Below are 12,181 nucleotides of genomic sequence, written 5' to 3'. Positions count from 1 at the left end.
CCGGCGCGCCCTACGTCCAGTAGACGGCAACCTCGGCGCCGGATTCGGCGTTCGCGGCGACGGCCGCCAGGTATTCCGCCCACGTCTTGAATTCGTACTCCAAGGGCCCCAACTCGTGGTCCATGTTCATCAGTTGGCCGGTCGTGAGGTCGACGCACACGGAATTTCCCCCTCCGTCCGACACCAGCGGCACGAGGTTCGGCGTCCACCACCGGTCGTTCCACTCGTCGTTCTCGGCGTCGTACACGCCCTTCCACCCGGCCCAGTCCGTGGCGATATCCCTGCACGACATGATCCAGCCGCCGAAAGGCAATTCCTTCCCCTCGCGCATGGCGTCGTTGACCGTCTCGACATCGATGCCGTCGTGGATTTTCAGCGAGGCGACGATGTCGTCGGGAAGCGGTGCCCCGATGACCTCGGCGACGTGGGCGAGGTCCTCGTCGGTGGCGGGCGGGTTGGCGGGGACGACGGAGACGATGGTCTCCCAAGACTGTTCGATGGTCATGCGGACATTGAACCCACTGCAACGGACCCGCGCCGGACGATCATCCCCTGCGCCCACCCCCGCTCAATGCTCCGACGGGCGGCCCTTCGTCTCCAGCATCCCGGCGGTGTGCTCGAGGTAGCCCGCCCAATCGGTGTAGCGCAGGAACGACGAGCCGTACTCGTGGTCCATGTCGACGTACCGGCCGGTGCGGGTGTCCAGACAGATGTGGTTGCCGCCGTGGTCGTGGACGAGGGGGATCCACGCCTCGTGGAACCACTTGCCCTCGGAGTCGGCGTTGTCCTCCGCATCTTCGACGAAGCCCTCGAAGCCGCCGTCGGCCTCGGTTTCGGTCCACATCCGCCAGTCGGAGATGATCTTCGCGGGCGGCTGGATCCAGCCTCCGTCCCACGGCGGCCCCTCCATCGAGCCATGGCGCGACCACGAGGCGCGGACGTCGTCGGGCAGGGTCACGCCCAACTGCTTCTCCAGGTCGTCGAGGTCCTCGTGGGAGGCGGCCGGCCCGAACGCGTCCTCGGGGAGCAGCCCCTCGATGCGGTCCCACGCGGCGTTGACGCGGGCGACGGGGTCTTGTGCGTTGGCGTTGCTTTCGGTCATGCAACCGATCATGGCCCGCGGCCCGCGATCGCGCCACGCCACCCGATCCGCGGCCGCGGTTACCCTGAATCCCATGACTTCCACGAACCTGACGCAGACCGAGGCCGCCGACCGCGCGGCCATGCTCGAGGTGTCCCACTACGACATCTCCCTCGACGTCACCGGCGCCCCCGGCACCACCTCCGCCCCGGGCGACGAGACGTTCCGGTCGATCACCACCGTCACCCTGACCGCGAAGACCGCCGGCGAGACCTTCCTCGACCTCCGCAACGCCGACGTCCGCTCCGTCACCGTCGACGGCGCCGACGTCACGGACGCCGCCTGCGGCGGCTCCAAGGAGCTTTACGACGACGAACGCGGTCTGCTGCTGAACCTGACCGAGGGCGGGCACGAAGTCGTGGTCGACGCCGACTGCCGCTACACCACCACCGGCGAGGGCCTGCACCGCTTCATCGACCCCGCCGACGAGCAGACGTATCTTTACTCCCAGTTCGAGACGGCCGACGCCAAGCGCGTGTTCGCCTGCTTCGACCAGCCGGACCTGAAGGCCACGTACTCGATGGACGTCACCGCCCCCGGCGACTGGACCATCGTGTCCAACTCCGAGCCGGAGGTCTCCGACGTCGCGCCCGGCGAGGGCGAGGTTCCCCCGCTGGACGGCCCGGCGGCCCGCGTCCACCGCTTCCGCGTGGATGTCCCGCTGTCGACGTACCTCATCGCGTTCTGCGCCGGTCCGTGGCACGAGGTCCGTGACGAATGGGCGGGCACCGTCGCCAAGCATCCCGAAACCCCCGCATCGCACCAGCCCGACGGCGAGCTGACCATCCCCCTGGGCCTGTACTGCCGCGCCTCCATCGCCGAGCACCTCGACGCCGAGCGGCTGTTCCGCGAGACCAAGGAGGGCTTCGACTGGTACGCCGCCAACTTCGGCGAGCCGTACCCCTTCGGCAAGTACGACCAGATCTTCTGCCCCGAGTACAACATGGGCGCCATGGAGAACGCCGGCGCGGTGACCATCCGCGACGAGTACGTCTTCCGCTCCCGCACCACCGGCTACCTGTACGAACGGCGCAACGAGACCATCCTCCACGAGATGGCGCACATGTGGTTCGGCGACCTGGTGACCATGCGGTGGTGGGACGACCTGTGGCTCAACGAGTCCTTCGCCACCTGGTCGGCGTGCGCGTCGCAGGCCGCGGTCAGCGAGTACCGCGGCGCCTGGACCACCTTCGCCAACGTGGAGAAGGCGTGGGCCTACCAGCAGGACCAGCTGCCGTCGACGCACCCGATCGCCGCGGACGCCTCCGACATCGACACCGTCGACCAGAACTTCGACGGCATCACGTACGCCAAGGGCGCGTCGGTGCTCAAGCAGCTGGTGGCCTACGTCGGCGAGGACGCGTTCCTGGCCGGCGCGCGGCTGCACTTCGCCCGCCACCGCTTCGGCAACGCCACCTTCGACGACCTGCTCGCCGCGCTGTCGGAGGCGTCGGGCCGCGACCTGTCCGGGTGGGCGGACCAGTGGCTGACCACGACGGGCATCAACACCCTGGCGGCGGAGTTCACCACCCGGAAGGGCGACGGCAGCGGGGCCGGGGATGGCGGGGCCGGCGGCGAGGCCGCCAACGCAGCGCACGGCGGCGAGGTCTACGACGCCTTCGCCATCCGCCAGTCCGGCGCCGAGCCGGGCGCGGGCGAGCTGCGCGACCACCGCGTCGCCGTCGGCGTCTACGCCCTCGAGGATGGCGTGCTGCGCCGCACCCACCGCGTGGAGGTCGATGTCAGGGGCGAGGTCACCGAGGTCCCGGAGATGGCCGGGGTGCCGGCGGGCGACGTGGTCCTGGTCAACGACGACGACCTGAGCTACTGCTTCATGGAGCTCGACCCGGCGTCGCGGACGGCGCTGATCGACCACATCGGCGCCTTCGAGGACCCGATGCCGCGGACGCTGGCGTGGTCGACGATGTGGGAGATGACCCGCGCCGCGAAGGTCCGGGCCCGCGACTTCGTGGATCTGGTGCTGCGCGGCGCCCCCGCCGAGGACCAGATTTCGGTGCTCGAGCGCGTGCTGGCGCAGGCCGTCACCGCCGTGGAGCGCTACGCCGCCGTCGAGTGGGTGGATGAAGGCCGCCGCCGGCTCGGCGCCGGGCTGCTCGACCACGCCCGCGCGGCGGAGGCCGGTTCCGATGCGCAGCTGGCCTTCGTCAACGCGCTGGCCATGCTGCCCGCCGACGGCGCCGGTTCCCTCGACGTCTTCCGCGCGATCCTCGACGGCGCTCCGGAGAAGGTCGGCCTGGAGGGGCTGACCGTCGACGAGGACATGACGTGGAAGGCCCTGACCGTGCTGGTCGCCGCCGGCGACAAGGCCGCGGACGACGTCGCGGCGGCCGAGCAGGCGGACCAGTCGGCGTTGGGCGCGCAGTCCGCGGCGAAGGCCCGGGCGGCGATCCCGGCGGCGGACAACAAGGTCCGCGTGTGGAACTCGTGCACGGCCACCGGCGCCGCCGCCCCGTCGAATCTGATGCTGCGGTCGATGATGGCGGGCTTCACCGCGCCCGGCGCCGACGAGCTGCTCCGCGATTTCACCGACCGCTACTTCGCCGAGGCCCCGGGCTGGTGGGGCGCGCATTCCTCCGAGACCGCGCAGCGCATGCTCGACGGCCTGTACCCGCATTGGGAGGTGTCGCAGGCGGGCCTGGACAAGGCTTCGCGGCTGCTTGACGACGACTCGGTGCCCGCCCCCGTCAAGCGCATCGTCGCGGAGAACCGTCACCGGGTGCAGCGTGCGCTGGCGGCGCGGGAGTGCGACCGCTCGGCGCCGGAGGCGTAGGGCGCGCGCCGGTGCCCGGGGCCCCGCGGCGTGCGGGGGCCTGGGTAGCCTGGGGGCATGACCAACGGCCAGACCCCTCAGGCAGCCCCCGGCGGCGGACAGCCGCAGTTCAGCGATTTCTACCGCGAGGTCGGCGAGGAGACGTTCGCGAAGATCGTGCACGGCTTCTACGTGCGCGTCCGCGAGGACGACATCCTCGGGCCGATGTACCCGGCGGGTGATTGGGAGGGCGCCGAGCGGCGCCTGCGGATGTTCCTGGAGCAGTATTGGGGCGGCCCGGCCACGTACAACGTGGAGCGGGGCCATCCGCGGCTGCGGATGCGCCATCACCCGTTCGTGGTGGACATGGCGGCCCGCGACCGGTGGCTGGAGCTGATGTCCGAGGCGCTGGCCGAGGTCTCCGACGAGGAGCTGCCCAAGCCTCACCGGGACGCCATGTGGGAGCACATGGTGCGGGTGGCGGACATGCTCATCAACACGCCCGCCTGATTTCCCGGGCGGGCCACGGTGGCCGGGGCACCGCTACAGCGGCAGCACCCCGAATCCCTCGGAAGCGTAGACGCTGCCGAAGCGCCCGTCGAGGCGCCGCCAGCGCCCCTTCACCGACACCCGCACCGGCTCTTCCGCGGCGGGTTCACCGGGGATGAAGCCCATCGCGCACAGGGCGAAAACCTCGCGCATCGAGATCTCCGCGGTGGGCGATTCCGCGGCGGGCGTTTCCATGGCGGGTGTTTCCGCGGCGGCATCTTCTGCCGAAGGCGTTTCGGCCGAGCGGGAATCGGCGGCGCGTTCATCGGCCGCGCCATCACCTCCGCCACTGCCCGCGCTGCTCCGGACGGTGAGGACCTTCTGGTCGAGCAGCGACGTCGGCAAGCCCAACGGGCCGGATTCTTCCTTCGCCACTCCCCTGGCCCGTGCCTCCAAATCACGGAAGACGGCGGCGGGCACGGCGTCGAGGACGGTCCACCCGCCGTCGACCGGCAGGCGGCCCGGCCAGGAGGCGTCGGCGGCCGCGCCGCAGTCCAGGGTCATCGGGACGGCGGCGTCGAGCTGGGGCACCGACCGGGCGTCGCCGGTGGCGGCGGAGACGGCGTCGGCGCGGACGATCATGTCGTCGCGGCCGGGGCCGATCGCCATGGTGCGGCAGGCCACCGGGCCGAAGGGCGTGGTCGCCCACACCCGGGCGATGCCGGCGGGCCGGGACGCGGCAACCGGGTCATCCGGCGAGCCGGGCGCGACCGAGCGGATGCGCACCAGCGCCTCCGGGTCCATCGCCTCGGCCTTGCGGGCGAGGACCCCGAGGTTGGTCAGCGCGGCGGCGTCGTGGACGACGAGGGTTTCCCCGCCGGCCCCGGCGCCCGCGCCGCCATCATTCATCGCGGTCACCGGCGGCGGCATCGTCCCCGCCGCCACCGCCGCTACCGCCGTCGCCGCTGCCGCTGCCTCCGCCGTTGCCGGCGGTCAGCTCGGGCGAGGCGAAACGCCCCAGCACCCGGCGCACCGACGGCGTCAGCTCGCGGGCGCGGGACTCCTCGAGGTCGAACAGCACCATGACGGTGGTCAGCACCGCCGCGATGTGGCCGTGCTGGTCCTTGATCGTCTGGCGGATCGTGTAGGACGTGTTGCCGATGGCGATGATCTCGGTTTCCACGAGCACCTCGCGGGTGTCGGGCAGCAGGGCGCGGAGGTAGTCGATCTCCGCGTGGCGCACCACGGTGCCCAGTTTCCCGCCGCCGCCCTCGACGCTCGCGCGCGCGAAGGCGACCCGGGCTTCCTGCCCGTACTCGAGGTACGCCAGGTTGTTGACGTGCCCGTACTGGTCGAAGTCGGACCAGCGCACGGGGATGGTGGTCAGAAACGCATTCGTATCGGGCATGCCGTTACCTCTCCTGGGGTCAGCGCGTCAGCTTGCGGTGCGTGACGCGCGACGGACGGGCGGCCTCGGGGCCGAGGCGCTCGACCTTGTTCTTCTCGTAGCCTTCGAAGTTGCCTTCGTACCAGAACCACTGGCCTTCTTCGACGTTGCCCTCCCACGCGAGGATGTGGGTGCAGGTGCGGTCCAGGAACCAGCGGTCGTGGGAAATGACCACGGCGCAGCCCGGGAACTGCTGCAGGGCGTTCTCCAGCGAGGACAGGGTCTCGACGTCGAGGTCGTTGGTCGGCTCGTCCAGCAGGATCAGGTTGCCGCCCTGCTTGAGGGTCAGCGCCAGGTTCAGGCGGTTGCGCTCGCCGCCGGACAGCACCTTCGCCGGCTTCTGCTGGTCGGCGCCCTTGAACCCGAAGGCCGACAGGTACGCGCGCGACGGCATCTCGTTCTGGCCGACGTGGATGTAGTCCAGGCCGTCGGAGACGACCTCCCACACGGTCTTCTCGCCGTCGATGTTCTCGCGGCCCTGGTCGACGTAGCTCAGCTCGACGGTCTGGCCGACCTTCACCTCGCCGGCGTCCGGCTCCTCCAGCCCGACGATGGTCTTGAACAGGGTGGTCTTGCCCACGCCGTTGGGGCCGATGACGCCGACGATGCCGTTGCGCGGCAGCGTGAACGACAGGTCCTTGATCAACGTGCGGCCGTCGAAGCCCTTCTCCAGGTTCGACACCTCGACGACCTGGTTGCCCAGGCGCGGCGGGGTCGGGATCTGGATCTCCTCGAAGTCGAGCTTCTTGTACTGCTCGGCTTCCTCCACCATCTGCTCGTAGCGCTCGAGGCGGGCCTTGTTCTTGGCCTGGCGGGCCTTCTGGCCGGAGCGGACCCACGCCAGCTCGTCCTTCAGGCGCTTCTGCAGCTTGGCGTCCTTCTTGCCGGCGACCTCCAGTCGGGCGGCCTTCTGCTCCAGGTAGGTGGAGTAGTTGCCCTCGTAGGGGTACAGCTTGCCGCGGTCGACCTCGCAGATCCAGCCGGCGACGTGGTCCAGGAAGTAACGGTCGTGGGTCACGGCCAGCACGGCGCCGGGGTACTTCTGCAGGTGCTGCTCCAGCCACAGCACCGACTCGGCGTCGAGGTGGTTGGTGGGCTCGTCGAGCAGCAGCAGGTCGGGCTCGCTCAGCAGCAGCTTGGCCAGGGCCACGCGGCGGCGCTCGCCGCCGGAGAGGTGGGTGACGGGCTCGTCGCCGGGCGGGCAGCGCAGGGCGTCCATGGCCTGCTCGATCTTGGAGTCGATCTCCCAGGCGTCGGCGGCGTCGAGCTCCTCCTGGAGCTTGCCCATCTCCTCCATCAGCTCATCGGTGTAGTTGGTCGCCATTTCCTCGGCGATCTGCTCGAAGCGCTGCTTCTTCTCGAAGATGTCGCCGAGGCCCTCCTCGACGTTGCCGCGGACGGTCTTCTCCTCGTTCAGCGGCGGCTCCTGCAGCAGGATGCCCACGGTGGCGCCCGGCTCGAGGTACGCCTCGCCGTTGGAGGGCTGGTCCAGGCCGGCCATGATCTTCAGGATCGACGACTTGCCCGCACCGTTGGGGCCCACGACACCGATCTTGGCGCCCGGGTAGAACGCCATGGTCACGTTGTCGAGGATGACCTTGTCGCCGTGCGCTTTGCGCACGTTCTTCATCTGGTAGATGAACTCAGCCACTGCTGCGCTCTCCTTCGGAGGTAGGTGGTTTCGCTTCAGGTGCGCGGGGAACCGCCCGCCGGCCCCCGGGTTCCGCGTCGCGCCGACCCCGGTTTCGCTTGGCGACGGTCACCGCCCGCGCACATTCGCCCTCACCTTACCGGTACGCCCGGCAACTTCCCCGCCCGGCGGCCACGAAACTACGACGCCATCGCCGCCTCGCCGAGCTCCGGGGCGCGGGCCTCGTCGGGGAAGAACGCATGGGCCTCGTCGCCGGGCGTCTCCCCCGCCCCGTGCCCGCCGTCCTGCGCACCATTCGGGCCGCCGTCCACCGCACCGCCCCCGCCGTTTCCGCCCGCTCCGTTCGCGGCCCCGCCATCCCCGACGCCTCCGTTCCCTCCGACGCCGTTCCCGCCCGCACCCAGCTCCGCGGCCTCCCGCGCCCGGCGCTCGCTTTCGGCCACGCGCCCGCCGGCGGTCTTGGTCCGGTGGATCACGGCGGTGGCGAAACGCAGCTCCGGGCCGACCGAATCGGCGACGACCTTGGTGAAGGACTTCTTCGTGCCGTGCTCGTCCTCCCACTCGTCGGTGCGCAGCCGCCCCTCGGCGATGACTCGGTCGCCCTTGCCGAACGTGTTCACCGCGTTCTGCGCCAGATGCCCCCAACAGTCGACGTCGATGTACGCGCTTTCGCCGTCGACCCACCGCTCGTCGACGTAGCGCTTGCGGGTCGACGCGACGCGCAGGCGCGTCACCAGCTTCCCCGTGTTGGTGGTCTTGATCTCCGGCTTCCTGGTGATGTTCCCGACGATGGTCACGCTGATTTCGGACACTGCGGGTCCCCCTTCTGGTCGTGGACCCCGGAGCGCTGCTCGATCCGGGTCTTCCGCCACCGACCCTTCCGTTCCCCGCCGGCGGCCACCACCGCCGCAACCGCCGCCTGTGGATGGATCCCGCATTACGCCGCTCATCCACAGCCGGCAGATTCCCCGGCTTGACGACGGCACCCGGGCGCAGGTCCGCCCGGCGGTCGTCGCAAAGCCGAAAAAAGGCGCGCGGCGGGGATGACCCGCCGCGCGCCCGTGAACCGGAAAAGCCCTACCTGTGGTGCTGCTTGCCGGCGTCCTTCGCCGAACCGAGGTGCACCTCGTGCTCGGCGTCGACGGTGCCGGTGTAGTACTCGCGCTCCTCATCGGTCATGCTCTGGCTGGAACGCGCCGCCAACATGGCGTTGTACGCCTCCAGCTCGGCATCGTGGTCGCGCTCGGCGTTGCGGTCGTAGCGCGCCGCGTCCTTCTCGTCGCTGCGGCGCCACTGGACGAACAGGGCCGTCATGACGATGAACATGGGCACCTCGCCCAGCGCCCACGCCACCGCGCCGCCGACGTTCTGGTCGGCCAGCAGATCGACCTCCCACGGCAGCGCCAGATTGCGGTAGTAGTCCTCCGCCAGGATCTGCTGCATCTGCATCAGCGTGATGCCGAACCACGCGTGGAAGGGCAACGAACCCATCAGCGACACCAGCTTCACCGCCGGGGAGATCTGCTGCGGCGCGGCATCCACGCCGATGATCACCCAGTAGAAGATGTAGCCGGAGATCAGGAAGTGGATGTTCATGAACAGGTGGCCGGCGTGCTCGTCGGCCAGGTAGTCGTACAGCGGCGTCATGTACAGCAGGTAGAAGCCCGCGACGAACTGCGCCGTGGCCACCACCGGGTTGGTCAGGAACCGCGACACCGGGTTGTTGATGAACGCCACCAGCCACTCGCGCACGCCCGGAAGCCCCTTGCGGCCGGCGGGCTTCAGCGCGCGCAGCGCCAGCGTCACCGGGCCGCCCAGCGCCAGCATGACCGGGATGGCCATCGAGTACAGCATGTGCGCCAGCATGTGCACCGAGAACAGCGCCGGCATGTACACGCCCAGCGCCGACGACGACGTGAACAGCAGCATCGCGCAGCCCGCCAGCCACCAGAAGGTGTTGGAAATGGGCCACTCGCCGCCGCGCTTGCGCAGCTTGCGCAGCCAGTACAGGTAGATCCACGCCGCGATGATCGCCGCCGACCCGAAGAAGATGTCGAAGCGGAACTGCGTGAACAGCGCCTCCCAGCCGAAGGGGATCTCCAGCTGGTAGCCGAGCTTGACCTCCATCTGGGTGATCGGCGGCAGGCCCTCGCCGCCGGCCTGGTCCGAGTAATTCGGCGGCGGGGGCGTGCGGCCCAGCGCCACGGCCACGCCCACCGCGACGGCCATGACCACGACCTCCACGATGGCCAGGCGCCAGAACGCCGGGCCGTTGGGATCCTTGTCCAGCTGCGGGATGGTCACCTTGCGGTGCATGTAGCCGAACAGGCCCAGGATGATGATCAGGAACGCCTTGACCACCACGAGGATGCCGTAGTTGTTGTTGAACAGGTCCTGCCACGACACGTTGATGGCCGCGTTGATGACGCCCGACACGCTCATGGCCACGAACGCCACCAGCGCGACGAAGCTGTAGCGCGACGCGACCTCCGTCATGAACTCGCCGCGGCGGCGCGCATGGCCGATCAGCGCCATCAGGCCGCCGACCCAGAACACCGTGAACGTCAGGTGCCAGATGTAGGAGTTCGTGCCGTAGTCGTGGTTGCCGCCGGTGGCGTTGTGGCTGACGACGGCCAGCGGCATCATCGACACCAGCGACACCGCGAAGAACACCGGCTGCCAGATCCACTTCGTGGTCAGCGACGACCCGATGGCCACGGCCATGGCGAAGATGCCCACCCACAGCCACGCCAGCGCCTCACTGACCTGGTCGAGAGCGACGGACCAGTTCTGCGGGCTGATGGTGGTCGACAACGGCTGACCCGAAACGTCGGAAAGCACAAGCGGGATCTGCAGGAACGCGATGGCGCCCCAGCTGAAGATCGCCCACCGGCCCGTCCGCGCCGCCGCCCAACCGTCGAGGTCGATCGTGCCGTCGGGCCGCGGGCGGGAACCGAACGCCGCCAACATGAACGAGCCGATCGCCAGCGCCGCGAGCATCTCGCCGCCGGCCTTCGCCAGCGGGAAGCCCACCGTGGTGATCACGCCCGGGTCGGGGATGCCCAGCGTCGCGCGCGAATCCATGTTGAACGCCAGCGACAGCGCGCCCGCGAGCGCACCTGCCACCAGGGCGAAAACCACGTACCAGCCGAGGGATCCCCTGACCTTGTGGGTCGGTCGGGTCATCGTCGCAGTCATGCCCCCTAGGGTAGACCCCCTCCCCCGCCCCGCAGAAGTTCGGTGCGCCCCCGGAAAGGCGCGGACCCGCTTGCCGACGGCCCCGCGCACCGGGCTAGAATTCCGTCTCGCATGCCTCGGTAGCTCAGTGGATTAGAGCATCCGGCTTCTACCCGGCTGGTCGCGGGTTCGAATCCTGCCCGGGGCGCGACGAAAGGCGGCGGTCCGGGTGCGGAGCCCGGGCGCCCCTCACGAACACGACACCCCCGTGGCCTTGCCAAAAGGCACTAACGGGGGTGTCGTTTTTCACTTGTCTTTCGCTCGTCGGCCGTGCGCGCCGGCGGGGCCCGTCAGTGGCGCGGCGACCGGCCCGCGCCTGCGCCACGGGCGGAAGGCAAAAGCGCCGCGACCAGGTAAACGATCGCCGCGAGCCCGGGCAGCAGGATGCCCCAGATGTTGATCGGGGCGCCGCCGGCGCCGGAGTCGGTGAACCAGATCACCGGCCACGACCCCCAGCCCAGAACGGCGATGATCCCGGCTGCGGTGCCCACCCACCGGGCCGCTCCCCCGCCCCCTCGGGCGAGGACGATTCCGCCGATGATCACGGCGGCGTTCAGCCCGGCGCCCGCCAAGACCAGAAGGCTGATCGGGAGCATGATGGCGGCCGTCAGCACGGCGTGGATCGCGGCGGAGGCGAGGAAGAGCGCACGCAGCGAGGGCGGCCGCGGAGCCTCGCCGCCGGCGGCCATCAGGGCCTCAGGTAGCGGTCGACCATCTCGGTGACTTCCGCCACCGCGTTGTGCGCGGCCCCGTCGGAGCCCGCGCCGTCACCGGTGCTCTCGCGCAGCATGTTGGAGCACATCAGCACGGCGGACTGCATGACCATGAACACGTTGTTGGACAGCACCATGGGGTCGCCGTCGCGGACGGACCCGTCCTCCTGGCCGTGGACGATGCCGGGCAGGATGAACTGCTCGATGATGGTCCGCTCGCTCGAGCCCTTCGGGCGGATGATGGCGCGGACGATGCGCTCGGGGTCGGTTTCGGCGAGGTTGAGGAAGAAGTCGCCGTTGGAGAGTCGCTCGAGGATGATGCGGAAACGGTCGACGATGCGGGCGCGGGCGTCGCCGGGCATCTGGCGCAGGTCGGCGAGGATGCGCAGGAACTCGCGGGTGATCACTTCGTTGGCCAGCTCGTCGAGGTCCGCGTAGCGGCGGTAGACGGTCGGGCGGGACACGCCGGCTTTGCGGGCGATCTCGGCGATCGACGTGCGGCGGAGCCCGACGGTCATGATGCTGTCGCGCGCCGCCTCGATGATCGCCTCGTCGACCGAGGGCTTTGCGCCGTTGGCTTCGGGGGTGTCGCCGTTCATCGTCATTCCTTTCCTGCGCCCCGTCGTTTGCGGCGGGGTTGATGGCCGTCGGCCATCGCAGCCATTCGCTTAGCCGCCAATGCTAATGGGCGGCGGCCGCGATTTTCGTTTTCCACGCCGGGAATGGGGACACC

At 69.9% G+C, this 12,181-nt stretch carries 11 protein-coding genes and 1 tRNA gene; 3 read left to right on the top strand and 9 right to left on the bottom strand.

The features are described from left to right. Nucleotides 1–10 precede the first annotated feature (10 nt). Both CHAN_RS03605 and CHAN_RS03600 read right to left on the bottom strand, forming a co-directional pair. Entirely contained in the window at nt 11–505 is a 495-nt protein-coding gene (locus CHAN_RS03605; protein ID WP_048739402.1) for an SMI1/KNR4 family protein, read from the bottom strand. A 63-nt stretch (nt 506–568) separates the two neighbouring features. Beyond that, nucleotides 569–1,102 carry an SMI1/KNR4 family protein gene (locus CHAN_RS03600; protein ID WP_048739475.1) on the bottom strand — a complete coding sequence of 178 codons (534 nt, stop codon included), beginning with the start codon at nt 1,100–1,102 and terminating at the stop codon, nt 569–571. A gap of 73 nt (nt 1,103–1,175) precedes the next feature. Between CHAN_RS03600 and pepN the strand changes: the two genes are divergently transcribed. Both pepN and CHAN_RS03590 read left to right on the top strand, forming a co-directional pair. After that, on the top strand, nt 1,176–3,932 hold the full coding sequence (gene pepN / locus CHAN_RS03595; protein ID WP_290291870.1) for an aminopeptidase N: 2,757 nt from the start codon (nt 1,176–1,178) through the stop codon (nt 3,930–3,932). 57 nt (nt 3,933–3,989) lie between these two features. Next, on the top strand, nt 3,990–4,421 hold the full coding sequence (locus CHAN_RS03590; RefSeq protein WP_290291867.1) for a globin: 432 nt from the start codon (nt 3,990–3,992) through the stop codon (nt 4,419–4,421). Nucleotides 4,422–4,454: 33 nt separating this feature from the next. Here the strand turns inward: CHAN_RS03590 and CHAN_RS03585 are convergent, their stop codons facing one another. From CHAN_RS03585 to CHAN_RS03565, 5 genes are all read right to left on the bottom strand, one after another. Continuing rightward, nucleotides 4,455–5,309, bottom strand: coding sequence for a DUF8185 domain-containing protein (locus CHAN_RS03585; RefSeq protein WP_290293299.1), 855 nt, complete (start codon nt 5,307–5,309; stop codon nt 4,455–4,457). Further along, nucleotides 5,302–5,808 carry an acyl-CoA thioesterase gene (locus tag CHAN_RS03580; protein ID WP_290291864.1) on the bottom strand — a complete coding sequence of 169 codons (507 nt, stop codon included), beginning with the start codon at nt 5,806–5,808 and terminating at the stop codon, nt 5,302–5,304. The genes CHAN_RS03585 and CHAN_RS03580 overlap by 8 nt, the downstream gene beginning before the upstream one ends. A gap of 19 nt (nt 5,809–5,827) precedes the next feature. After that, nucleotides 5,828–7,498 carry an energy-dependent translational throttle protein EttA gene (gene ettA, locus CHAN_RS03575; protein ID WP_048739391.1) on the bottom strand — a complete coding sequence of 557 codons (1,671 nt, stop codon included), beginning with the start codon at nt 7,496–7,498 and terminating at the stop codon, nt 5,828–5,830. Nucleotides 7,499–7,677: 179 nt separating this feature from the next. Beyond that, a complete protein-coding gene (locus CHAN_RS03570) occupies nt 7,678–8,310 on the bottom strand; it encodes a single-stranded DNA-binding protein (protein WP_290291860.1) in 633 nt (210 codons plus the stop codon). A 265-nt stretch (nt 8,311–8,575) separates the two neighbouring features. Continuing rightward, nucleotides 8,576–10,696: a bifunctional copper resistance protein CopD/cytochrome c oxidase assembly protein gene (locus CHAN_RS03565; protein ID WP_290291858.1), complete on the bottom strand. Its 2,121-nt coding sequence runs from the start codon at nt 10,694–10,696 to the stop codon at nt 8,576–8,578. Between the two features lie 113 nt (nt 10,697–10,809). On the opposite strand from CHAN_RS03565, the gene CHAN_RS03560 reads away from it, so the two are divergent. Continuing rightward, nucleotides 10,810–10,883, top strand: a tRNA-Arg gene (locus CHAN_RS03560). A 142-nt stretch (nt 10,884–11,025) separates the two neighbouring features. Here CHAN_RS03560 and CHAN_RS03555 read toward each other — a convergent pair. Both CHAN_RS03555 and CHAN_RS03550 read right to left on the bottom strand, forming a co-directional pair. Next, nucleotides 11,026–11,424 (bottom strand): hypothetical protein, encoded by a 399-nt coding sequence (locus tag CHAN_RS03555; RefSeq protein ID WP_290291856.1) that lies wholly within the window; start codon nt 11,422–11,424, stop codon nt 11,026–11,028. Beyond that, on the bottom strand, nt 11,424–12,047 hold the full coding sequence (locus tag CHAN_RS03550; RefSeq protein WP_048739472.1) for a TetR/AcrR family transcriptional regulator: 624 nt from the start codon (nt 12,045–12,047) through the stop codon (nt 11,424–11,426). The genes CHAN_RS03555 and CHAN_RS03550 overlap by 1 nt, the downstream gene beginning before the upstream one ends. Nucleotides 12,048–12,181: the final 134 nt, after the last annotated feature.

Origin of the sequence: Corynebacterium hansenii (genome assembly GCF_030408795.1) — a bacterium.
GTDB lineage: Bacteria > Actinomycetota > Actinomycetes > Mycobacteriales > Mycobacteriaceae > Corynebacterium > Corynebacterium hansenii.
The sequence above is the reverse complement of the archived record's forward strand: the minus strand, read 5'-3'. Positions and strand labels throughout refer to the sequence as shown.